The organism is Niallia circulans NBRC 13626 (assembly GCF_001591585.1).
Classification (GTDB): Bacteria; Bacillota; Bacilli; order Bacillales; family Cytobacillaceae; genus Niallia; species Niallia circulans.
The window spans coordinates 428,931-453,503 of record NZ_BCVE01000001.1 but is presented as its reverse complement, the minus strand read 5'-3'; the positions used below and the strand labels follow the sequence as shown (position 1 = coordinate 453,503).

General features: G+C 35.3%; 24 protein-coding genes. 23 read left to right on the top strand and 1 reads right to left on the bottom strand.

Annotation, left to right across the window (positions count from 1 at the left end; genetic code table 11):
* The first annotated feature begins 11 nt into the window (after nt 1–11).
* The 22 genes from BCI01S_RS02390 (at nt 12) to BCI01S_RS02285 (ending at nt 23,019) form a co-directional block, all read left to right on the top strand.
* Nucleotides 12–1,061 carry an NAD(P)H-dependent glycerol-3-phosphate dehydrogenase gene (locus tag BCI01S_RS02390; protein WP_047940359.1) on the top strand — a complete coding sequence of 350 codons (1,050 nt, stop codon included), beginning with the start codon at nt 12–14 and terminating at the stop codon, nt 1,059–1,061.
* 646 nt (nt 1,062–1,707) lie between these two features.
* Nucleotides 1,708–3,186, top strand: a complete 1,479-nt coding sequence (gene spoIVA, locus BCI01S_RS02385) for a stage IV sporulation protein A (protein ID WP_047940360.1) — start codon at nt 1,708–1,710, stop codon at nt 3,184–3,186.
* A gap of 445 nt (nt 3,187–3,631) precedes the next feature.
* Entirely contained in the window at nt 3,632–3,904 is a 273-nt protein-coding gene (hbs, locus tag BCI01S_RS02380) for a non-specific DNA-binding protein Hbs (protein WP_016203034.1), read from the top strand.
* A gap of 360 nt (nt 3,905–4,264) precedes the next feature.
* Nucleotides 4,265–5,050: a heptaprenyl diphosphate synthase component 1 gene (locus BCI01S_RS02375; protein WP_161798381.1), complete on the top strand. Its 786-nt coding sequence runs from the start codon at nt 4,265–4,267 to the stop codon at nt 5,048–5,050.
* 6 nt (nt 5,051–5,056) lie between these two features.
* Nucleotides 5,057–5,758, top strand: coding sequence for a demethylmenaquinone methyltransferase (locus tag BCI01S_RS02370; protein ID WP_047940362.1), 702 nt, complete (start codon nt 5,057–5,059; stop codon nt 5,756–5,758).
* Nucleotides 5,759–5,954: 196 nt separating this feature from the next.
* The gene (gene hepT / locus BCI01S_RS02365) at nt 5,955–6,917 is read left to right on the top strand and encodes a heptaprenyl diphosphate synthase component II (RefSeq protein ID WP_047940363.1); all 963 of its coding nucleotides are present in this window, start codon (nt 5,955–5,957) and stop codon (nt 6,915–6,917) included.
* Between the two features lie 135 nt (nt 6,918–7,052).
* The gene (gene ndk / locus BCI01S_RS02360; protein WP_047940364.1) at nt 7,053–7,499 is read left to right on the top strand and encodes a nucleoside-diphosphate kinase; all 447 of its coding nucleotides are present in this window, start codon (nt 7,053–7,055) and stop codon (nt 7,497–7,499) included.
* A gap of 362 nt (nt 7,500–7,861) precedes the next feature.
* Nucleotides 7,862–8,635 carry a CheR family methyltransferase gene (locus BCI01S_RS02355; RefSeq protein ID WP_047940365.1) on the top strand — a complete coding sequence of 258 codons (774 nt, stop codon included), beginning with the start codon at nt 7,862–7,864 and terminating at the stop codon, nt 8,633–8,635.
* 195 nt (nt 8,636–8,830) lie between these two features.
* A complete protein-coding gene (aroC, locus tag BCI01S_RS02350; RefSeq protein ID WP_047940366.1) occupies nt 8,831–10,003 on the top strand; it encodes a chorismate synthase in 1,173 nt (390 codons plus the stop codon).
* Nucleotides 10,003–11,085: a 3-dehydroquinate synthase gene (aroB, locus tag BCI01S_RS02345; protein ID WP_047940368.1), complete on the top strand. Its 1,083-nt coding sequence runs from the start codon at nt 10,003–10,005 to the stop codon at nt 11,083–11,085. The genes aroC and aroB overlap by 1 nt, the downstream gene beginning before the upstream one ends.
* Entirely contained in the window at nt 11,086–11,451 is a 366-nt protein-coding gene (aroH, locus tag BCI01S_RS02340) for a chorismate mutase (protein WP_047940369.1), read from the top strand. It abuts the gene before it with no gap.
* Nucleotides 11,452–11,467: 16 nt separating this feature from the next.
* On the top strand, nt 11,468–12,571 hold the full coding sequence (hisC, locus tag BCI01S_RS02335; RefSeq protein ID WP_061796518.1) for a histidinol-phosphate transaminase: 1,104 nt from the start codon (nt 11,468–11,470) through the stop codon (nt 12,569–12,571).
* 27 nt (nt 12,572–12,598) lie between these two features.
* Nucleotides 12,599–13,702: a prephenate dehydrogenase gene (locus BCI01S_RS02330; protein WP_047940371.1), complete on the top strand. Its 1,104-nt coding sequence runs from the start codon at nt 12,599–12,601 to the stop codon at nt 13,700–13,702.
* A gap of 15 nt (nt 13,703–13,717) precedes the next feature.
* On the top strand, nt 13,718–15,010 hold the full coding sequence (gene aroA / locus BCI01S_RS02325; protein ID WP_047940372.1) for a 3-phosphoshikimate 1-carboxyvinyltransferase: 1,293 nt from the start codon (nt 13,718–13,720) through the stop codon (nt 15,008–15,010).
* A 139-nt stretch (nt 15,011–15,149) separates the two neighbouring features.
* Entirely contained in the window at nt 15,150–16,049 is a 900-nt protein-coding gene (locus tag BCI01S_RS02320) for a hypothetical protein (RefSeq protein WP_047940373.1), read from the top strand.
* A 24-nt stretch (nt 16,050–16,073) separates the two neighbouring features.
* The gene (locus BCI01S_RS02315; RefSeq protein ID WP_061796513.1) at nt 16,074–17,336 is read left to right on the top strand and encodes a tetratricopeptide repeat protein; all 1,263 of its coding nucleotides are present in this window, start codon (nt 16,074–16,076) and stop codon (nt 17,334–17,336) included.
* 138 nt (nt 17,337–17,474) lie between these two features.
* Complete coding sequence (locus BCI01S_RS02310) at nt 17,475–18,020, top strand: ReoY family proteolytic degradation factor (protein WP_047940375.1); 546 nt, start codon at nt 17,475–17,477, stop codon at nt 18,018–18,020.
* 125 nt (nt 18,021–18,145) lie between these two features.
* Nucleotides 18,146–18,739, top strand: a complete 594-nt coding sequence (lhaT, locus tag BCI01S_RS02305) for a lipoprotein heptaprenylglyceryl N-acetyltransferase LhaT (RefSeq protein ID WP_047940376.1) — start codon at nt 18,146–18,148, stop codon at nt 18,737–18,739.
* Nucleotides 18,740–18,812: 73 nt separating this feature from the next.
* The gene (ypjB, locus tag BCI01S_RS02300) at nt 18,813–19,613 is read left to right on the top strand and encodes a sporulation protein YpjB (RefSeq protein WP_047940377.1); all 801 of its coding nucleotides are present in this window, start codon (nt 18,813–18,815) and stop codon (nt 19,611–19,613) included.
* Nucleotides 19,614–19,680: 67 nt separating this feature from the next.
* Nucleotides 19,681–20,355 carry a zinc metallopeptidase gene (locus tag BCI01S_RS02295; protein WP_047940378.1) on the top strand — a complete coding sequence of 225 codons (675 nt, stop codon included), beginning with the start codon at nt 19,681–19,683 and terminating at the stop codon, nt 20,353–20,355.
* A gap of 312 nt (nt 20,356–20,667) precedes the next feature.
* Nucleotides 20,668–21,852 carry an MFS transporter gene (locus tag BCI01S_RS02290; RefSeq protein WP_061796566.1) on the top strand — a complete coding sequence of 395 codons (1,185 nt, stop codon included), beginning with the start codon at nt 20,668–20,670 and terminating at the stop codon, nt 21,850–21,852.
* 132 nt (nt 21,853–21,984) lie between these two features.
* Nucleotides 21,985–23,019, top strand: coding sequence for a serine hydrolase domain-containing protein (locus BCI01S_RS02285; RefSeq protein ID WP_061796508.1), 1,035 nt, complete (start codon nt 21,985–21,987; stop codon nt 23,017–23,019).
* Between the two features lie 83 nt (nt 23,020–23,102).
* On the opposite strand, the gene BCI01S_RS02280 is transcribed toward BCI01S_RS02285, so the two are convergent.
* Nucleotides 23,103–23,981 carry a YitT family protein gene (locus BCI01S_RS02280; protein ID WP_061796502.1) on the bottom strand — a complete coding sequence of 293 codons (879 nt, stop codon included), beginning with the start codon at nt 23,979–23,981 and terminating at the stop codon, nt 23,103–23,105.
* 229 nt (nt 23,982–24,210) lie between these two features.
* On the opposite strand from BCI01S_RS02280, the gene BCI01S_RS02275 reads away from it, so the two are divergent.
* Nucleotides 24,211–24,543, top strand: coding sequence for a nucleotide pyrophosphohydrolase (locus BCI01S_RS02275; protein ID WP_047940381.1), 333 nt, complete (start codon nt 24,211–24,213; stop codon nt 24,541–24,543).
* Nucleotides 24,544–24,573 lie beyond the last annotated feature (30 nt).

The following is a 24,573-nucleotide window of genomic DNA, read 5'->3' as shown; positions in this document are numbered from 1 at the left end:
AGGTGGAAAGGATGAAAGATAAAAAATCCGTAGCAATGATTGGTGCTGGAAGCTGGGGGACAGCACTATCATTAGTACTTGGCGACAATGGTCATACTATTCATATTTGGGGAAAAGATGAGAAAAATATTGCAGAGATAAATAATTTACATCAAAACAGTAAATATTTGCCTGGAATTACCTTACCCAATGAAGTAAAAGGCACCACTTCGTTAGAAGAGAGTGTTCATGATGTGGATATCATTGTTTTAGCTGTACCAACAAAAGCGATGCGTGAGGTAATTCCTCAATTACTCCCGTATATTAACGAACCAAAAACGTTCGTTCATGTAAGTAAAGGAATTGAACCCGGTACATTACTTAGAATTTCTGAAATAATGGAGGAAGAGATACCTGAAAGCATCCGAAAGAGTATTGTTGTACTCTCTGGACCTAGCCATGCGGAGGAAGTAAGCTTACGTCATCCGACGACTGTTACAGTATCTTCTAAAAATATGAAGGAAGCTGAACTGGTACAAGATTTATTTATCAATCATAATTTTCGAGTGTACACAAATCCGGATCTTATTGGTGTAGAAATTGGCGGGGCATTGAAAAATATTATTGCGGTGTGTGCAGGGATTGCAGATGGATTAGGTTTTGGTGACAATGCAAAGGCCGCATTAATTACAAGAGGACTTGCTGAGATGGCAAGACTAGGTACAAGAATGGGAGCAAATCCACTTACTTTTGCTGGTTTGACCGGGATTGGAGATTTAATTGTTACTTGTACAAGTGTTCATTCCAGAAACTGGCGAGCAGGTAATATGCTTGGAAAAGGTCATGCACTAGAAGAAGTGCTGGAGCAAATGGGAATGGTTGTAGAAGGAATCCGAACAACGAAAGCAGCTCATCAGCTTTCCGAAAAATACGGTGTTACGATGCCTATCACAAATGCATTATTCGAAATTTTATTCAATGGAAAAGATGCGAAGGAAGCAGTCGAAAGCCTAATGGCCAGAGGAAAAACGAATGAAATGGAAGATTTAATAAACATTCTTGCTTCTCAGTACATAGAATAAGGAAAAGATGTGTACTTTGTAAATCCTTTCTTATGAAAGGAGAATGAACGAAATCTTTTTATGGAAATTTAGGCGTTTTAATGGTTCGAAAATGTATGTAATAACATAAAATGCTTTGAAGCAACCTAGTGGAATGAACAGGGTTTGGGTTAAATAGTCAATGGAAATCAAAGTGAGAAGTTTCCCCTACTTCTTACTTTGATTTTTTTTTGTTTTTCGCCGCTTTGCTGCATTTGAACGATATATGTCATTGCAACAGATTGGCAAGTTTACTAGACTGGCCGATAATCAGTTTCCCCTTTTCTAGTTTTTTATAGATTTGCGAACAAAAAGTGTCATATCCCTTTTTTTCTTGTATATATTGAAGAGAAGGTTTTATTTATTCATACACAGAAAAAATGGGATTAATATAGCTTATAAATGAATTCATGCTAGTTTCATAAAAATAAAACGTATGGATGGGCATCATTTTTACGTTCATAAACAAAGGTCTTATAACTTTAAAATAAAAACTAGCAAAAAAAAGGGGGAGAAAATAAAAAATAAGGCATAAAGAGATAGGACAACATCATAAATATATATTGTCTAATAGTATTAAATGGATAATTCTATCCCATGTACTAGGAAAAGTTCAGGAGGGGATCACTTGGAAAAGGTAAATATTTTTAAAGATATTGCCGAAAGAACGGGCGGTGATATTTACTTAGGTGTAGTAGGAGCAGTACGTACCGGAAAATCAACTTTTATAAAAAAATTCATGGAATTGGTTGTTATCCCAAACATGGACAATGAAGGTGATAGAGCTCGGACTAAAGATGAGCTTCCACAAAGTGCAGCAGGAAAAACAATTATGACAACAGAACCAAAGTTCGTTCCAAATCAAGCGGCCTCTATTAAAGTAGATGAAGGATTAGAAGTGAATATCAGGCTTGTAGATTGTGTCGGCTATACTGTGCCGGGAGCACAAGGTTATGAGGATGAAAACGGCCCTAGAATGATCAATACACCATGGTATGAAGAGCCTATTCCATTTCATGAAGCTGCTGAAATAGGAACAAGAAAGGTTATTCAAGAACACAGTACAATTGGAGTCGTTATTACAACGGATGGTACGATTGGTGATATTCCAAGAAGTAACTACCTAGAAGCCGAGAATAGAGTAATTGAAGAGTTAAAAGAGGTTGGTAAACCATTTATTATGATTATAAATAGTGCTCAGCCATATCATCCTAATACGGATGCTCTAAAACAAGAGCTTTCCGAAAAATATGATATTCCAGTTATCGCCATGAGTGTAGAAAGTATGCGCGAAGCAGACGTGTTAAATGTTATGCGTGAAGCGCTATTCGAGTTTCCAGTTTTAGAGGTAAACGTAAACTTACCAAGCTGGGTAATGGTATTAAGAGAAAATCATTGGTTAAGAGATAATTATCAAGAAGCAGTAAAAGAAACGGTTAAAGACATTAAGAGATTAAGAGATGTGGATAGAGTAGTTTCGCAATTTAGTGAATATGAATTCATTGAAAATGCTGGTCTTGCAGGTATAGAAATGGGGCAAGGTATCGCAGAAATTGATTTGTTTGCCCCAGATGAATTATATGATGATATCCTCAAAGAAATTGTAGGAGTGGAGATTAGAGGAAAAGACCACCTACTAGAATTAATGCAAGATTTTGCACATGCTAAAACAGAATATGATCAAATCTCAGATGCTTTAAAAATGGTGAAACAAACTGGGTATGGCATTGCAGCTCCATCATTAGTGGATATGAGTTTAGATGAACCGGAAATCATTCGTCAAGGCTCTAGATTTGGGGTTAGATTAAAAGCCGTTGCGCCATCTATCCATATGATTAAAGTGGATGTAGAAAGTGAATTTGCACCAATCATTGGATCAGAAAAGCAAAGTGAGGAATTAGTAAGATACTTAATGCAAGATTTTGAAGATGATCCGTTATCCATCTGGAATTCAGATATTTTCGGAAGAAGTTTAAGTTCCATCGTCCGGGAAGGAATACAAGCAAAATTGTCCTTAATGCCAGAAAATGCACGTTATAAACTGAAAGAAACATTAGAAAGAATTATTAACGAGGGCTCTGGTGGACTCATAGCAATTATTTTGTAAGGACTCTATTCTAGAGTTCTTTTTTTGATGAATGAATAAAAAGGCTTTTCTTTTATTATAAATATACCCGTTTATTACATTATTGGTACAACGGGAGAATAGTTCCATTTCCGCTCAAATTATGGATGAAATTGGTAAAAATATGGTTTTAATGTTACGCTTTTATTTCAAAATAAGAAAATATTGCTATCAATATATAAAATTTCTTGATATGCAGAAATGATTATGATAATCTTTTAAAGGAATTAGCGTTATAAAAGGTTTCTTAATCTTTATTAAAAGCTTAAGGCTTTTCATACTGACATTTCTTTTTAGTAGAAACCAATTGGTCTCAATTAAGAAAAAATTCAGTAGGACGTATATAATTCCGTTAATTTGTTTACAAATAAAGATATGAAACTAATTTTTAGCTTTTATTTGAAACACTCGGGAGGAGGTGAAAGGCATGAACAAGACAGAATTAATCAATGCAGTTGCTGAAGCAAGTGAACTATCAAAAAAGGACGCTACTAAAGCAGTTGACGCTGTTTTCGATACAATTTTGAATGCTTTAAAAGATGGTGATAAAGTACAACTTATCGGTTTCGGTAACTTTGAAGTACGTGAGCGTGCGGCTCGTAAAGGTCGTAACCCACAAACTGGTGAAGAAATTGAAATCGCAGCAAGTAAAGTTCCTGCTTTTAAACCAGGTAAAGCACTTAAAGACGCAGTGAAATAATTACATACAATAATAGTATTTCACTAAAACCGCGAAAATTATCGCGGTTTTTTTCTGTTGTTTTTTCATGGTGCAGAGTAACAAAACTGAATTATGTTCAGTTAATTCGGAAAAGATAAAGCAGAACCTTTACTAAGTGCCAATTGTATCCCTTTACTTTTTCTTGTGATATAATAATTAGAATATGTGATAGAAATGGAAAGTGGCTTTTTAAAAAAGTTTACTTTGTTAATTTGTAGTTCTAAGATAGATAGACAATCTTTCGAGAGATGGTTTCACTTGTCTTAATTAAAAGTAGATGCGAGAAACAAAATTATAGAAAACCAGGAATAAATGGGGAACAAGGGTGATGTTATGGTTATGCAGGAATTAATAGAAAGTGTAAAAAAAAGAGTGATTGAGCGAACTTCGAATCATTATTTGCAAAAACATATACCAAATCCAGTTATAGATGAACATAAGATATTACTAATTATATCTGTCCTTTTAGAGGCAAATATAAAAAAGCAAGAAATAATTACATATGCAGCAACTATTACACTTATACAAATTGCCCTTGATACCCATGAGCTTGTTACAAATGAAAAGATGCATAAAGGGAACGAAAGAAATCGACAGTTAACAGTATTAGCAGGGGATTTATATAGTGGGCAATATTATAAAATATTAGCGGAAATCGAAGACTTTAAAATGCTTAAAATCCTAGCAGAAGGAATTAAAGAGGTAAATGAGAATAAAATATTCTTTTATCAACAGAATGATAAAACAATAGAGCAGGTAATAGAAAGTCTGAAAAATATTGAGGGAGCATTAATTAAAAAGCTTGTGGACTTTTATCAATTAGATCGATGGAACTCACTTATAGAGGAATACTTGTTTCTTTATCGAATACGCAAAGAAAAAGAATTATATGACAGCACACAAAGATCAATTGTCGTCGAAACATTTTATAAGTATGAGAATAAAAACCATTTATTATCTATAAGTGATAAAGCTACCGTATTAGATAAATATCTAAAAGAGACAAGTTCACGACTAGAAGAGATGCTAGAAAATCTTCCTGAATTACAAACGGTGTTTAGAGAAAATACCTATCAATTATTAAATGCTTTAAATAAACAACAATTGTACGTAGAGGAAGGGTAATTAAAAATGCAGGAGCAACAGTCTAAAGAAGAAAAGGTACATAATGTATTTGAAAAGATTTATGGTAATTACGATAAAATGAATTCAGTCATTAGCTTTCAGCAGCATAAACTATGGCGAAAAGACACGATGAAGAGAATGAATGTTCCTAAAGGAGCAGCATGTTTAGATGTATGCTGTGGAACAGCTGATTGGACAATTAGCTTAGCAGAGCAAGTTGGACCAAACGGTAAAGTAGTTGGACTTGATTTTAGTGAGAATATGCTGAGTATCGGCAAACAAAAGACAGCGGAATATGATAATATTGAGCTTATTCATGGGAATGCTATGGAATTGCCGTTTCCTGATAATCAGTTTGATTTTGTGACAATTGGCTTTGGATTGCGAAATGTTCCAGATTATTTAACTGTTTTAAAAGAAATGCGAAGAGTTGTAAAACCAGGTGGATTGGTAGTTTGTTTAGAAACGTCCCAGCCGACAATGCCAATCTTTAGACAGGGATACTATTTCTATTTTCGCTACATTATGCCGGTTTTCGGGAAATTATTTGCGAAAAGCTATAAGGAATATTCATGGCTTCAGGAATCGGCACGTGATTTTCCAGGTATGAAAGAACTAGCTGAGATGTTTCAAGAAGCTGGACTAAAAAAAGTGACATATAAGCCTTATTTTGGTGGTGTTGCTGCGGTTCATTTAGGTTATAAATAATTATGCAATCATAGGGGAGAGTCTAAATCAAAATCCAAAGAGCATATTTGGATTTTGATGGGGGACTACATTTTAATCCTGTATTCTTGACCTTGTATTTAGACTCTTTTTTCATAAATAGGATTAAATTTATACATAAGCATTTTTATGCTGGATAATTATTTCAAAATATCGATACAAGTTGGGTGAGTAGTTAGTGAAATTAAAAATGATGTACTCATTTTTGAATTCGGATATAGATAAGATTGAGAAAGCTTTGGAAGAAACGGTACAGGCGAACTCTTCCATTTTAAGAGAATCATCGTTACATTTATTGCAAGCAGGCGGCAAAAGAATACGTCCGATATTCGTATTGCTTGCTGGACAGTTTGGTAACTATGATATTCAAATTATAAAAAAGGCTGCTATTTCATTAGAATTAATTCATATGGCATCATTAGTTCATGATGATGTTATAGATGACTCCGATTTAAGGAGAGGGCAACCAACGATTAAAGCAAAATGGGATAATAAAGTTGCCATGTATACAGGGGATTATATTTTTGCTAGGTCAATAGAAATTATGAGTGAGATAGATAAGCCTGCTGCTCACAAAGTCCTTGCTAATACGATAGTGGAAGTATGTATCGGTGAAATTCAGCAAATAAAAGATAAATACCGATTTGATCAAAATATAAGGGATTATTTTCGACGAATTAAGCGGAAAACGGCTTTATTAATATCGGCTAGCTCATTAGTAGGGGCCATTGTTTCTGATGTAGAGGAAGAGTATCAACATAAGTTATATCGATTTGGCTATTATGTTGGAATGTCCTATCAAATTATAGATGATGTTCTCGATTTTGTTGGTACGGAAGAAGAATTAGGAAAACCTGCTGGTGGAGATTTACTTCAAGGAAATATTACCTTGCCTGTTTTATTCGCGATGGAACAAGAAAAAGTGCGCGATAAAGTGATAACTGTTCATGAGAGAATGTCCAAGATAGAGTTAATGGAAATTATCTCCATGATCAAAAATACAGATGCTATCGATCGTTCCTTGCAGGTTAGTGATTTGTATTTAAAAAAGGCTTTGCAAACTATTCGTGATTTGCCAAATGGAAAAGCAAAATCTGCACTTAATAATATCGCTAAATATTTAGGGAAGCGCAAATTTTAAAGGAATAAGCAAACCTTTTGAACCTTTTTTTCATGAAAGCGTTTTTAAATTTCTTTTGCATAAATTGGATTTTTGTGGTAAGTTTTTCATGAATGACCATGTTACTAGTCTAATACATATGGTAGGAGTGAGCTTATGGAAAGAACATTTCTAATGGTAAAGCCAGATGGGGTACAAAGAAATTTAATTGGGAAAATAGTAACCCGTTTTGAAGAGAAAGGTTTTCAACTTGTTGGTGCAAAGCTTATTCATATTACAGAAAATTTAGCGGAACAACATTATGCAGAACACAAAGGCAAGCCGTTTTTTACTCAATTAGTAGATTTTATTACTTCAGGTCCTGTTTTTGCAATGGTTTGGCAAGGAGAGGAAGTCATTGCAAAGGCTAGAATGATGATGGGAAAAACGGATCCTTTGGAAGCTTTGCCTGGTACGGTACGTGGAGATTTTGGGGTAGTAAAACATAAAAATATTATCCATGGATCTGATGGTTTTGAAAGTGCCCAAAGGGAAATTGCGCTATTCTTTAAAGAAGAAGAGTTAGTAGAGTATAAGAAACTATTAGATGGTTGGATTTACTAATATAGCTTACTTAGCTGTCCTATGCAGGGCAGCTATTTTATTTGAACGATCAAACTAAGAAACTTGGTACCGTGGAGTATGTACACCGATAACCAGTCGCTTCCGCTTTTCAATGTATGGCTCCAGCTCCTATCGTCTAGCAAACTTCGGCCGCTTCCCTACGATAAGTCAACATCGATTCACTAACGTTCATCGTGTTTCCTTTATCTCAGTCAGTGCCCTCCAGTTTGTACACCGATAACCAGTCGCTTCCGCTTTTCTAGTAATTATATGAATAATCGGAATAAAATTTGGCCGTTTTGTGGGAAAATCGTATATACTTAAAAAGTAGTTGATTTTATTATACTTGTGAGGAATTTTAAATGGAGAAGGATTTTCAAGAGTTTATAAAGAATTTTTACAGATTATCTGGAATAGATTTGTCTTTATACAAAGAAGCACAAATGAAAAGAAGGTTGACTTCTCTTTATGAAAAAAGAGGTTTTACTTCTTTTGAAGATTATTTTAAAGCGATACATAAGGATAAACATTTATTGGACGAGCTATTAGATCGAATGACAATTAATGTTTCTGAGTTTTACCGTAATTATAAACGCTGGGAAGTACTGGAGAAAAAAATCTTACCATCTCTTCTACAATCAAAAGCACAATTAAAGGTTTGGAGTGCAGCTTGCTCAACAGGAGAGGAGCCGTACACTTTATCTATGCTTCTTTCTAATGAAATGAAATGGAGAGACTTTCAAATTCTTGCGACCGATATTGATATTAACGCCTTAGACAGGGCCAAGAAGGGGGTTTATTTAGAACGAGCATTAAACGAAGTACCAATCGCTCAGAAGGATAAATATTTTGAGAAAGATGGTGCAATGTTCAAAATAAAAGAGGAAGTAAAAAGAAATGTAACATTTAAGAAGCAAAACTTATTATCGGATTCGTTTGGCGGACCATTTGATTTAATTGTATGTAGAAATGTTCTCATCTATTTTACAGAGGATGCAAAAGATTTACTTTACCATAAATTTTCTCAAGCATTAAGACCTGGTGGGATTTTCTTTGTGGGGAGTACGGAGCAAATTTTTACACCTGCTAAATATGGATTTGAGACAGCAGATACTTTTTTTTATCGGAAAATATAAGTTAATGGCAAAACAACATGGCAAAAATTATTGTTGTTTTGCCATTGTTTACATGATTGCTATTTTTCTTATGGATAGGATAATCACGTGGTAATATTTTACGAGGATTTTTAGATTTTCACTATTCATAACAGGATTGGTATGTTATATTGGAACATAATCACTTTAAAGCGTTGAAGGGAGAAAGGATTCATTATGAGATATTTAACATCTGGGGAGTCACATGGTCCCAAATTAATTACAATTATCGAAGGACTTCCGGCTGGAATGCCTTTATTAGCTGAAGATATAAATAAGGAGTTAGCTAGAAGGCAAAAGGGGCATGGCAGAGGAAGAAGAATGCAAATAGAAACCGATACCGTTGAAATTGGCGGCGGTATTAGACATGGCTATACGTTAGGTTCACCGGTTTCATTGATTGTAGAAAATAATGATTGGAAGCATTGGACCAAAGTTATGGGACAGGATCCAATTGATGAAGCGGAAGCAAACGAAATCAAACGAAAAATAAGTCGTCCACGTCCAGGACATGCAGATTTAAATGGCGCCATTAAATATGGTCATCGTGATATGAGAAATGTATTAGAGAGATCTTCTGCCCGTGAAACGACAGTTCGTGTAGCAGCAGGGGCGGTGGCGAAAAAGCTCCTTGACTTACTAGGGATTAAAGTTGCCTCACATGTTGTCGAAATTGGTGGTATAAAATCAAATATAACTAATTATGAGTCGATTGAAAAACTTAAGGAAATTACGGAAAATTCTCCTGTTCGCTGTTTAGATGAAGAAGCAGGCTTAAAAATGATGAATGCCATTGATGAAGCGAAAGCAAATGGCGATTCCATTGGCGGTGTAGTAGAAGTAATTGTGGAAGGTATGCCGATTGGTGTGGGAAGTTATGTACACTATGACCGTAAATTAGATGCGAAGCTTGCTGCTGCAATCATGAGTATAAATGCATTTAAGGGAGTAGAAATTGGGATAGGATTTGAAGCTGCTAGAAAGCCAGGAAGTGAAGTCCATGATGAGATCATATGGGATCAAGAAAAAGGTTATTCTCGCAGAACAAACCGTCTAGGCGGCTTAGAAGGTGGAATGACAAATGGTATGCCAATTGTTGTAAGAGGCGTTATGAAGCCAATTCCTACCCTATATAAACCATTAAAGAGTGTAGATATCGATACAAAAGAAGAATTTACAGCAAGCATTGAACGCAGTGATAGTTGTGCAGTTCCAGCGGCATCCGTAGTAGCAGAGCATGCTGTTGCTTGGGAGCTTGCTGCAGCTATTGTCGATCAATTTTATGCTGATCGATTTGAAGGGCTTGCAGCTAATATTGCTGAGCACAATAGACACGCGAGGGAATTCTAATGCAGACTGTTTCCATTCAAACAACGTCGAAACAATATGATGTATGGATCGGAGAACGTGTTATTGATGAGCTTTCAGCATTTCTGCAAAAGGAATTTGTTGATGTAACAAAAGTTTTAATTATTACCGATGAGTCAGTTGAAAAGTTGCACCTGAAAACGGTAGAAAAGAAACTTTCCTCCTTTCCTGTCATTAGCTATATAGTGCCAGCAGGAGAAAAGGCAAAAACTTTCGATGTTTTTTATGCTTGTTTGACCTATATGCTAGAACAGCACCTTGATCGTAAATCGCTAGTATTAGCATTAGGTGGCGGAGCGGTCGGTGATTTAGCAGGCTATGTAGCTGCTTCCTTTATGAGAGGAATTCCTTTTATTCAAATCCCAACCACTATTTTAGCTCATGATAGTGCGGTTGGCGGGAAAGTGGCTATAAACCATCCTTTGGGTAAAAACATGATTGGTGTTTTTAATCAGCCAGAAGCTGTTTTTTATGATACAACGTTTCTATCTACGCTGCCGCTTCAAGAACTTCGATCTGGGTTTGGAGAGGTAATCAAGCATGCGTTAATTAGTGATATAACCTTTTATCAAGAACTACATAGCAAGATAAGTGATTTATCACAAGTAAAAATAGCTTATTGGTCTGAAATTCTTGAGAAAGGTATTCTTGTTAAACAAGCGATTGTTGAAAAAGATGAAAGAGAAACAAGCGTACGCGCCTTTTTGAATTTTGGGCATACATTAGGGCATGCAATTGAGGCAGAGATGGGGTATGGAAAATTTACTCATGGAGAAGCTGTCGTGATTGGAATGATATTTGCGTTAAGATTAAGCAAAAGAGAATACGACATAGTATTTTCGATGGAGGAGTATATAAAGTGGCTTAAACAGCTAGGATATACTTGTGATATTCCAAGTGATCTGGAAATAGAACGTTTAATTGATCGAATGAGACAGGATAAGAAATCTATAAATGGAACAATACGTTTTGTCCTTTTGAAAGAAATAGGTTTTCCTGTTCTAGTAGAAGTGACTGAAGAGGTAATTAGAAAAGAATTAGGGTTATTTAAAGGTGGGAAGTAGATGATTAGAGGCGTTAGAGGAGCAATAACGGTTAAAAACAATATCGAAGCAGAAATTCTCTCTGCGACAGAAAGACTTTTTAAAGAGATGATAAACGCAAATAAGATAAAGGCATGTGATGTAGCATCCGTATTTTTGTCGGTTACAGATGATATAAATGCTGCTTTCCCAGCTAAAATTATTCGTATGCAAGAAGATTGGACATATGTTCCAGTCATGTGTATGAAAGAAATAGCTGTTCCTTTTGCATTAGAAAAGTGTATTCGGATTATGATGCATTGGAACACGGAGCTGCCGCAGGATGAAATACAGCATACTTATTTAGAAAAAGCGATTCAATTAAGACCAGATTTAACAAAACAATAAACTTGAGGTGAATATAATGAAATGGAAACAGCAGCTTTTAGGGTTGAAAGCTTACCAACCTGGTAGAACGATAGAAGAAGTGAAAAAACAATTTAATCTCGATCATATTGTTAAGCTTGCGTCTAATGAGAATCCATTTGGGAGTTCTCCAAAAGTATTAGAGGCTTTAAAAAAAGTCGATGGCTCTTATGCGTTGTATCCCGATGGATATGCAACAAACCTCCGCTATGCATTAGCTGAGTTTTTAAAGGTTAAACCAGAAGAGCTAGTATTAGGAAATGGTTCAGATGAAATTATTTTAATGATATCTAGAGCCTTGTTAAGACCAGGCTTAAATACGGTAATGGCTAGTCATACATTCGGGCAATATAAGCATAATGCAGTCGTTGATGGAGCAGAGGTTCGAGAAGTTCCTCTAACAGAAAAAGCAGAACATGATCTGCCTGCAATGCTTAAAGCTATTGATGATAATACTAGTGTTGTCTGGCTATGCAGTCCCAATAATCCAACCGGTACATATATTCCTGAGAAGGACTTACTTGCTTTTCTAGAAAAAGTTCCAGAGGATGTGCTTGTAGTACTTGATGAAGCGTATTACGAGTATGTAGTGGCGGAAGATTATTATGAAGCTATTTCGCTTACACGACAGTTTAATAATCTAATCGTTTTACGAACATTTTCAAAGATATATGGTCTTGCAAGTTTCCGTGTAGGATATGGTGTTGCCAATGCTAGCTTATTAAACACATTAGATCCGGTAAGGGAACCATTTAATGTTAATACATTCGGGCAGATTGCAACAGAAGAAGCCCTAAAGGATCAAGAGTTTGTGGAATCTTGTCGTCAGAAAAATAGAGAAGGTCTTGAACAGTTATATCGTTTCTGTGAGGAAAATAATTTATCCTACTTCCCATCACAAACAAATTTTGTGCTAGTTGATTTCAAAATAGATGGGGATGAAGTATTTCAATACTTAATGAGTAAAGGGTATATTGTCCGTTCAGGTGTTCCATTGAATTATCCAACCTCTGTTCGAATTACAATAGGCTCAAAAGAAGAAAACGATGGTTTGATTGAAGCAATGAAACAGTTTCTTGCTGAAAAGAAAGTGGCGCAATAACAATTGGGAATAGAAGGCGGTGATAGAATGAACGGTCGCGTCTTCATAATAGGTTTAGGACTTATAGGTGGATCGTTAGCTTTATGTATAAAAAAAGAACACCCAGAAAGCATCATTACAGGTTTTGATATTTCCGTGGATAATTTGAAATTAGCCAGTATGATGGGGGTTATTGATAATCTTTCAACAACGATTGAAGAAGGTGCAAAAACTGCTGATTTGATTATTCTTTCTACACCAGTTAAAGAAACAGAAAAAATCATCGAAATACTTTCTAAAATAGAATTGAAAGAAAAAGTTATAATCACAGATGTTGGAAGCACTAAGTCTGTTATTACAAAAAAGTCACAAGTACTATTAGATAAAAACGTTACTTTTATTGGGGGACATCCAATGGCTGGCTCCCATAAAAGTGGTGTTTCAGCATCAAAAGTACTTCTTTTTGAAAATGCTTTTTATTTATTAACTCCCCATGAAAAAATTGAGGATCAGCATGTTCAGTGTTTATTAAAATGGTTACAAGGCACAAATGCGAAATTTCTTGTTATTTCTCCTGAAGAGCATGATTTGTTAGCTGGGGCTATCAGTCATATGCCGCATATAGTTGCTGCATCACTTGTACATCAAGCAGATCAGATTAGTGAAAAGCATAAACTAGTAACTAGGTTAGCAGCAGGAGGATTTAGAGACATTACAAGAATCGCTTCTAGCAGCCCTTCTATGTGGCGGGATATATTAATACATAATAAAAACGTGTTAATTGAGTTAATGAATGAATGGAAAAAAGAAATGGACAGAGTCCTTACTCTCATTGAAAATGAACGTGCCGAAGAATTATATGACTATTTTTCCCGAGCGAAAAAGGTAAGAGATGGTTTGCCCCAAGATCAAAAAGGGGCAATCCCAGCTTTTTATGATTTATATGTGGATGTACCGGATTATCCAGGGGTTATATCTGAGATTACAGGTTATTTAGCTCAAGAAAAAATAAGTATAACGAATATTAGAATAATGGAAACCAGAGAAGAGATATTCGGGATTCTGGCAATTAGTTTTCAAACCGAAGAAGATAGAATAAGAGCACAGAAGTGTATCGCTGCCTATTCTAATTATGATACTACGATAGGATAGAAGGATGTGAAGCTATTGGACTTAATCACACTTAATACAAAAAATCGAGGCTTAAAAGGAGAAATTGCAGTCCCTGGTGACAAATCAATTTCTCACCGCTCGATTATGTTTGGATCGATAGCAAATGGGAAAACAACGGTTACAAATTTTCTATTAGGCGATGACTGCTTAAGTACTATCGCTTGTTTCCGGAAGCTAGGTGTACTAATAGAACAAAATGAAAAAGAAGTGGTAATACACGGAAAAGGAATGGAGGCATTACAAGAGCCAAAAGATATTTTGGATGTTGGGAACTCAGGGACAACTATCCGCTTGCTAACAGGAATATTATCCGGTTTACCATTTCATAGTACGCTAATTGGTGATTCATCCATTGGCAAACGGCCAATGACAAGAGTTGTTGCTCCTCTAAGAGAAATGGGGGCAAAAATTGATGGCAGGGAAGACGGAAAATATACTCCTTTATCCGTTCGAGGCGGTAATTTACAGAGTATTACCTATCGATTACCAGTAGCAAGTGCTCAAGTTAAATCAGCCATTTTATTTGCAGGTCTGAATGCAGATGGAGTTACAAAAATAATAGAGCCCGTACCTACTAGAGATCATACCGAAAGAATGATTCAGCGATTTGGAGGCGAAATTAGCAGAAAAGACAAGGAGATTTTTGTAGAAGGTGCTCAAAAGCTTTCTGGAACTGATATTCATGTCCCAGGTGATATTTCTTCTGCAGCCTTCTTCCTTGTAGCTGGCTGCATCGTTCCTAACAGTAAAATTTCATTAAATAATGTCGGTCTTAATCCTACTAGGACTGGTATACTAGATGTTCTTCATAATATGGGAGCATGCATGGAGATTCATAAAAATGATACCGATGTATTTGAACCTACAGGAACGATTACCGTGTCTACAAGTGATTTAAAGGGAACAACGATTGAGGGCGAGATTATTCCGAAGTTAATTGATGAAATTCCAATTATTGCTTTATTAGCTACCCAGGCTGAAGGGGAAACGGTTATAAAGGATGCTCATGAGCTTAAGGTGAAGGAAACGAATAGAATTGATACAGTAGTAACCGAGTTAAAGAAATTAGGTGCGGATATACAAGCAACGGAGGATGGGATGATTATCCGGGGAGGGAAGAAGCTTATCGGAACGAAAGTGGATTCTCATGGAGATCATCGTATCGGTATGATGCTGGCGATTGCTGCACAGATTTGTGAAGGAGAACTTATCCTTCAAAATGCTAAGGCAATTTCAGTATCTTATCCTTCGTTTTTCGAGCATCTCAATGCATTATCAAATGGATAATAACAGAGGACGTCGATGAACATATTATGTTTATCGGCGATTTTTTTCCTGACGATAAATAAGATTAAAATCATGCAGGAGGAATATTTGCAAACTTTAAATCATAGCTTGTCTTAAAAAGACTAGGTGGTGATTTAGGATGCAGTATATCATCGAAAATATACATTTATTAAAGAGGCAGCGAGTAAAAAAGACCTCCATTCTAATTGAGGATAACAGGGTGGAATTGATGAGAGATACATTTCACTCTTATCAATATATGCGAATGGATGGTTCCCCTTATATGATGACTCCCACCACAGTTATGCTTGATAATCACGTCACGCGAATTCTTTCATATACTCAACAAAAACAATACATTGAAGAAAATTTAATTAAAAAAGGGTGTACAACCTTGCTGTTTTATTTAGAGGTTAACAGAGAAAGGGAATTGCCGTTACAAGTGAAAAAAATGAAGAATCCTTTGTTAAACTGTGCGATTGATTATGTTGCTGGAGTGAAAATTCCTTTAAAACTGCTATCACCAAGTTTTATACGAGGATGCAAAAGAGAAAAAATCCCTGTTATATTTATCGAGGTAGAAGATATAAAAGCGTTATACCAAGTACCTTGGGGATGGATAAAAGAAGCCCTGTTCCCCTATAACGCTCCATTAGTTCCGATTTTTTTAACGAAAGATCCACAAGAAAAGAAAATAGCACAAAATATGTGGTCAATCTTAATGAGAGATGTTAAAATACCCTCTATTCCCCATGAGATAAATGAAGGAATAGCAATAGATTATCATGATTTAGTGAAAATGGGGATATATCCATTTAAAGGGAATGTGTATCAAGGTGGAGAAGTAACATATAATTTATTTGCTATGGATGATTCAATCATAAATATTGAAGAAAATGATTTGTTTCATTATCATTATGATAGAATACAAATGACCATACACAAAGGCAAATGTATTCGAGCGGGGGATAAAGTGTTTTACCGCCCTGGATTTGGTGAATTACTGGAAGTAAAAGTACCTTCCTTCCTAACAGTATAGAAGGGGATTAGAGAGGATTATTATATGGAAAGAGTTAATGAAATTATTTCTTTATTAGAGGACGGTCAACAAGACAAAGCATTAAAATATTACCAGAATGTATTAAAATCGGGAAATAATGAAGAAAGGTTTGTGCTGGGTGAAGAATTATTTCAGTTAGGCTTTTTGGAGGAAGCTAAAGATTTATTCTTAGTTTTACTGGAAGCTTACCCAGAAGAAGGGGAATTACTTGTTCTTGCTGCGGAAGTAGAAATGGAAATAGGCAATGAAGAAGCCGCGATTTCTTATTTAGAACAATTAAACCCGAATGATCCTTCATTTCCTCAAGCTTTGCTATTGCTTGCTGATCTCTATCAAATGGATGGGTTATATGAGGTTAGCGAACAAAAACTAAAAGAAGCGCAAAAAATTTTACCAGATGAAGTAATTATCGATTTTGCGTTAGGTGAATTATATGCAGAACAAGGAAAAATTACCGAGGCGATTAAGTCCTACCAAAAGGTGTTACCGAAAGAGGAAAATATCGCTGGCGTAAATATAAATGGGAGAATTGCAGATAATCTAAGTGCTGGGGGAGCATTTGAAGATGCTATTCCTTATTATGAAAAAGCGCTCGAGGAAAAAGTCGAGATTAATACGCTCTTTAATCTTGCTTTGACTGCATCGCAAGCAGGATTATATACAATTGCTATAAATCGGTTTGAAGAGGTAAAAGCACTAGATCCTTCTTATCATTCCTTATATCTCTATTTAGCTCGCAGCTATGAGCAGGAAGAAATGCTGAATGAAGCGTATAATACAGTTATCGAGGGAATTAAGCAAGATGAGTTTAATAAAGATTTGTACTTATATGGTGGTAAATTGGCTTTAAAACGTGGTGACGAGCAAAAGGCTGAGGAACATTTTAGAGAAGCGCTTGCAATAGATCCTGAATACACAGAAGCAGTTCTTTTATTAAATAAATTATTTTTAACACAAGATCGATTTGATGATGTCCTAGAGTTAATTGAGATGATGGATAACCAAGAAATAGAAGAACCTCAATTACATTGGGATGCTGCTAAAGCATTTCATGGAATCGAAAAATATTCAGAGGCATTAAACAAATATCAATTAGCATATACTTTCTTTAAAGAAGTTCCAGATTTTCTATATGATTATGGATATTTTCTTTTAGAAGAAGGAAAAAGAAAGGATGCTGCCGAAATTTTTAATATGCTTTTACAAACAGATCCAAGTAATGAAGAGTATATTGAAATATTACAACGCCTTACGGATAACGAATAAAGTTATTGGATGAACCAGATTTAATAATAACGTTGTCAAAAGGCTTATCAAGAGCAAAGAGAATTGTCATTTCCTTAGACGCAGGTAAAACAGGTTGGATAGTAAAAATTTGTTGCAAGCAGAGGAGGGAATTACAAAATGAAAACCCCTGTATCTGTCAACGAGAAAAAAGACTTCATTCGTTGGTTTTTGAATCACTATCAATTGAAGAGACGGGAATGTGTATGGATTTTAAATTATTTAATGAGTCATGATCAATTGATGGAAAAAGTCCATTTTGTTGAAAATGCAGAGAAATGTCCAAGAGGTTTAATTATGTCCACGCATTGTGTAGATGAAGTACCTTTTAGATTTTATAAAGAAAATGTGATGACTACAGATGCAGAAAAGTCTTTTCATGATATCCGCCTTAATCGTGATGAAGATATTTATATTCAGCTTAATTTTTATGCATCGAATCAAGTTCATCAATATGCAGCTGTGTTAGTTGAAAATCCATTTATGCCGAAAAAACTGCAAATTACCGAAAAAGATAAAATGATTGCAGAACAATTTTTAGTGAAGAGTATAGAAAAATTCCAAAAAGAAAAACTTCTCCAATTAATTGATGAGGCATTAGACAATGGCGATAAAGAGATGTTTATTACCTTAACAAATCAATTGAAGTTCTTTCAAAATAAATGAAAAAGCAGTTAGTCCCGTAAAGCTGATAATAGACTTTGCGGGATTATTTTAATATCGATAGATTTTCCGATACTTTATAAACTATGGTAAAATAGGACGATAAAGATAGAAAAAGGAGAAAAAGTGTGAGAAGCATTTACATGATATTAAGTAATCGATCTTTTATTGGACTATTACTCGCTATTAACCTCTTCGGAACGGTTTATGGCTATTATTGGTATAGATATCAGTTGGCGGAAACACCGGCGAAATTTTTATTGTTTGTACCTGATAGTCCAACGGCAAGCCTTTTTTTTGTGCTAGTATTGATCGCGTTTTTATGGAGAAAAAACTGGCCGCTAATGGAAGCGCTGGCAGTAGTAACATTATTTAAATATGGTATATGGGCAGTAGTTATGAACTTCCTTGTTTATTTTGAAACAGGAAAAATTGGCATTGATTCATGGATGCTCATTATTTCACATGGGGCAATGGCCATTCAAGGATTATTATATATTCCTTTTTATCGTTTTAAATGGGGGCATATTATTCTCGTAGCGATTTGGACATTGCATAATGATGTGATAGATTATGTGTTTAAAATGATGCCTAAATATAGTGTATTAGATCAATATATGGCAAATATCGGCTACTTTACTTTCTGGCTCAGTGTTTTAAGTCTATCGATTGCCTATTATGCCTATAAAAAGAGCGAGGAATTACAATGGAGGATTCAATAGAATTGCATTTTTTTTAGTCTAACCTTGTCCAACTCATCATACATTTTTAATAGTAGATAGAGGAGGGACAAGAATGAAGGCTAAATTAGTTATGTTGTTAATGATATTGATTTTACTTTTGCCTATTTCTTTTTCTGTATATGCAGACCAAAAAACGCCTGCAAAGGAATTGGATGAACTAGATACGCTTTCAGATGAGGTATTACAGCTTGTACGATCAGAACGTTATGAGGATGCAAAAAAAATTCTTGATTATTTTTCGAACCAGTTTAGCTCAGTTAGTGTAAATGGAAGTCCATTTACAGTAGATGAACGGAGGATTTTAACTGGTACACATGATGAAGCGGTAGAGGCAATCACTAATCAATCAATTAAAAATGACGAACGGATAAATTCGGTAACGAAATTTCGATTGGCGGTTGATGCTGTTTCATCAGGTGAACAACCTTTATGGACACAGATGGAAGAACCTGTTATGTCAACCTATCGAGAGATGAAGGATGCTATCCTTTTAGATGATAAGGAAAAATTTGATGAAAAGTTAGATTCTTTTCTATCGTTATATCAAATTATTTATCCAAGTCTTAAGCTGGATGTTTCCGCCGCACAATTTCAAGAATTAAACTCCCTTGTAGAGTTTATGAATACGTATCGATTACAAGTTTTTAATCAACAAGGCGATTTGGAGGAAGTAACCCAATTAGAAAGTGAATTGCAGGATGTTTTTAATCAACTCTATGAAGATGAGGCAGATCCCTCTTTATGGTGGGTAATTATTTCGACCGGAAGTATTATTATCCTTACTTTATCCTACGTTGGCTGGCGGAAATATCTCGGGGATAAAGCGGAAAAAAGAAAAACAAAAAAGGGATAATATTTGACTTTGGTGTTTTTCCTGCTTACAATAAAAATATACTACAAGAAATAATAGGGGGAAAAACATGATTTTTATATATTTTATTCTAATAATTCTCATCCCTATTTGGGCACAAATGAAGGTGAAGAGTGCATACAAAAAATATTCCAAAGTAGCTTCTTCCTCCCATATGTCCGGTAGAGAGGTAGCGAGAAGAATATTAGATTCTAATGGGCTTTATGATGTATCTGTCGAGGAAACAAGAGGGGTATTGTCTGACCATTATGATCCCCGTTCTAAAGTTGTCCGTTTATCTACTGATAACTATCATGGGCATTCAGTAGCAGCTGCTGCTATTGCAGCACATGAAGTTGGTCATGCTATCCAAGATCAGCAAGAATACTCTTTCTTACGTTTTCGTTCTACATTAGTTCCAGTTGCTAATTTTGGAAGCAATGCATCGTGGATATTTATCTTAATTGGAATGTTTGCAAGACTTCCAGAGATGATGTTATTAGGTATCATCTTAATGGCGGCCGGCGTATTGTTTCAATTTGTTACACTTCCAGTGGAATTTAACGCATCTAACCGTGCGATGGATCAAGTTGTGTCATTAGGGATTATAAGAAACGATGAGGAAAGAGAAACGAAAAAAGTGTTGAATGCAGCAGCATTAACATATGTGGCAGCGGCAGCAGTTGCTGTTCTCGAACTAGTTCGTTTGCTGTTGATTTATACAGGAATGTTAAGAGATGAATAGAAATTAAAAATAAGCTGGGCTTTAATTTATCCAGTCGAAACTAAACCCAACCAATGATACGAAAGCCTTTCGTATCATTGGTTGGGTTTTTTCTCCATCAAAAAAGAAGATTTGTGGTATTACACGGAACTTTTTATGGGAGAGAAATATCTTGATGAATCAAGTTCTTTGAATTTTGAGTTTTTAGAAAATTATAGATTTTAAAAGATGCTAGGTGTATAATAAACAATGCCATTTACATAAAAGAAAACAAAAGAAAGAAGGGTTTTTTTGCAAACTGCTGAATATGTACAAGGGAAAAAGCGGCAGGAGATGACTATTTATCGGATTTTATTTGCGATAAGTCTTGGACATTTTTTGAATGATTGTATGCAATCGGTTGTGCCTGCCTTATTTCCTGTTATCCAAAAGTCAATGGAATTAAATTATACACAAATTGGTTGGATTGCCTTTGCATTAAACATTACATCCTCTATTTTACAACCTGTGTTTGGTGTTTTGGCAGATAAAAGGCCAGCACCATATTTATTGCCGATTGCAATGTTCTCAAGCTTAATCGGAATGCTGGGCCTTTCTCTCGCTCCAAATTTTTACTTGGTCTTATTATCCGTTTTATTTATTGGATTTGGTTCCGCTATCTTCCATCCAGAAGGATCTCGTGTTTCTTATATGGCAGCCGGAGCGAAACGCGGGCTTGCCCAATCAATTTATCAAGTGGGCGGAAATGCAGGTCAGTCATTAGCACCTGTATTTACTGCTTTTATTTTTGTACGAACAGGTCAATTCGGAACCATTTGGTTTACTCTTCTAGCTACAATTGGCATGATTGTATTATTTCAAGTATCAACTTGGTATAAGAGAGAATTGTATATTAGAAATCCACAAAGGAAACAACAAGGAAAGCGGGAATTTGTTGTTAATAAAGAAATTATTCTGGCAATATGTTTATTAATTTTCCTTGTATTTGCACGTTCGTGGTATGGAGCGGGAATTAGTAATTTCCTTCACTTTTATTTAATAGAGAAGTTTGGCTTAAGTATTGAAAATGCGCAAATATTTGTTTTTGTGTTTTTACTTGCTGGTGTAATTGGGACTTTTCTTGGTGGACCATTGGCAGATCGCTTTGGGAAAAGAACGATTCTTCTCTTTTCTTTAATCGGATCTGCACCGTTTGCTTTACTACTCCCACATATGCCGTTTTGGCTAATAGGACCTTTATTATTTATCATCGGCTTTATTTTACAGTCTAGTTTCAGTGTGACCGTTGTTTATGCACAAGAGCTGCTTCCAGGTATGATTGGCCTTGTGTCTGGCTTAATTGTAGGGTTAGCATTTGGAATGGGGGCACTTGGTGGAGTAATCTTTGGTGTTATTGGAGACGCATTTAGTTTGCAAGCAATTATGATTATTTGTAGCCTGCTGCCGCTATTAGGAATATTGACATATATACTACCAACGGATAAGCGGGTTAGTGAAATTCATTCCTCTTTAAAATAAGGTAATAGCTAGAATATCATTTCTTATAGACGGCGAGAGAAGCTTCGGCTTTGAGATAATTATAATCTAAATAGATCGTACGTTCGTTTTTTTATGCTATAATTGCCCTAAAAGAAAATAGGAGGAGTTGGGATGGCACTAACAAATCTAAATGTAAAAGAACGAATGAATCATTATAAGATAGCTGGTTTAAGCATAGCGGTAATACAAGATGGAAAACTTAGTTGTATCAAACAGTATGGCATGAAGGAATCAGGTAAAACGGATAAAATTAATGAACAGACAAGCTTCCATTCTGCTTCTATAAGTAAGTTTGTGACAGCTATGCTGGTTTTAAAGCTAGTAGAGACTGGACTGCTTGATTTAGATGAAGATGTTAATGTTAAACTTAGCTCCTGGCATTTAACAGCAAATAAACAGATAAAAGGCAAAAAAGTAACTTTAAGAGATCTTTTGAGTCATCAATCAGGTATTATTGACCCAGAAGGTAGTTTTAGTGAATGGAAAGAAAACGAGGAGGTTCCTCCTATGATAGACATATTAGAAGGAACTTCCGTATTCAATCGGCAGAAAATACAGATTAGTTGTGAACCAATGAGTGCATTTCATTACTCGGACGCTGGCTTTTGCATTATTCAACAACTGATTGAAGATACTTTGCAGAAATCTTTTCACATAGTATTAAAAGAATTTCTCTTTCAGCCTTTACATATGAATCAGAGCTGTATTGATATAAGAGGTGTCGAAAATATTTCTTCTGGTCATGATAAAAAAGGACAGATTGTCTACGGAAGCTACCCCTTTTATCCTTATCCAGCAGCCTGTGGTATTTGGACTACTCCCGCTGATTTAGCGATTTTAGTATTGGAATTAATGAATGCTTTGGAAGGTAGAAGTCAATTAGGATTATCGAGAAAAAATGCTAAGGATATAATCAGTCCGCAAGGGAACAAAAATTGGATCGGACTGAGCGTGTTTTTAGATAGTTCTAATAAAGAAGTGGAAATTTCTTCATTAGGATGGGGGATTGGATTTCAGAGCATGCTTGTAGCTTACCCATTATTAAAAAAAGGCGCGATAATTATGACAAATACTGATTTAGGTGTACATCAAATGAAAGGGATAATAGGTGAGATCTATCATTCTATTTTTGGCAATGATTATTAAGTCAATAGTAAGAACAAAAAAATTGTATTCATCATTGCGAGTATTTTCTTTCATTAAATGCAAAGTGAATACAATTTTTTAGTTTATTTCTCGAGAGGCTGTTTATATTCATCTAAAGTGAAACCTTCACCCATTACATCATGAACGACACTAACCGATACAAATGCATGTGGATCTATGCTTGTAATGATGCTTTTTAAACGAACAATTTCTGTTTTTGCGACAACACAATAAAGTACTTCGCGATCTTGTTTAGTAAAAGAACCATGTCCTTTTAATACAGTAACACCACGATCCATTTCACTCATTATCTTATTAGCGATTTTTTCGTTATCGTCAGAAATGATCATTGCTCCTCTAGCTGCATATGCGCCTTCTTGAATAAAGTCGATTACTCTTGCCCCAACAAAAACAGCAACCAATGTATACATTGCTTCTCTGTATGATAGATAGGTGATCAACGAAAGCGTAATGACACAAAAGTCAAAAAAGAACATGGTTTTTCCCATACTCCATCCGAAATACTTAAACCCTAATCTAGCTATAATATCAACTCCGCCAGTTGTCCCTCCATAGCGGAAAATAATACCTAAGCCGACACCAATGAATGTTCCTGCAAATAAAGCAGCTAGAGTCAAATCTTCAGTGAGGGGAATATGTAACTCGATCTTTGGAAGCTGAAAAAACCAGAGGAAAATAGACACTGCTACGGTTCCAATAATCGTGTAAATAAAAACATTTCTTCCTAATAACTTCCATCCAATAAAAAATAAAGGGATATTTAGCAGTAAATTTGTGATGGAAGGATCCCAATTCCATAATGCATATAATAAAAGCGTAATACCAGTAAAACCGCCTTCTGCTAAATTGTTCTGCATATTGAAATGAACAATACCGAAGGAAAATATCGCAGATCCTAAAAGGATGAACAAGATATTTTTAACTTTAATACTTTTAAACATCGACTCGCCTTCTTTCTTAGACAAAATGCATTATTATTAGCGTATCCATTATATCGAATCACATGCAGTTGGGCAATCTAGCAGATAAGCAAGAAAAAATAATGTTAGGTAAATAAAGACAAGCATTTTTAGGTACTTATATCAATATCGTCAAAAATGTTTGTAAAAATGGTTTAGATTAGCTAACATGGAATTGGATAAGATTACTTATTGACTAGAGGTGCTTATATTGAATCAGGAAAAAACGGTGAAAGACATACAAAGAGAAGTAGATGAATACATAGGACAATTTAAAGAAGGTTATTTCAGTCCGCTGGCTATGCTTGCCCGTCTGACAGAAGAGTTAGGAGAGCTGGCTAGAGAAGTAAACCATTACTATGGGGAGAAACCAAAAAAAGAAACGGAAACAGAGAAAGAAATTACGGATGAAATGGGGGATATGCTGTTCGTGTTAACTTGTTTAGCCAATTCACTTAATATCGATTTAGAAGAAGCGCATAATCGTGTTATGCATAAATTTAATACACGGGATAAAGATCGTTGGACAAGAAAAGATCAATAAAGACAAAATACATACTAAGGAGTTAGGACA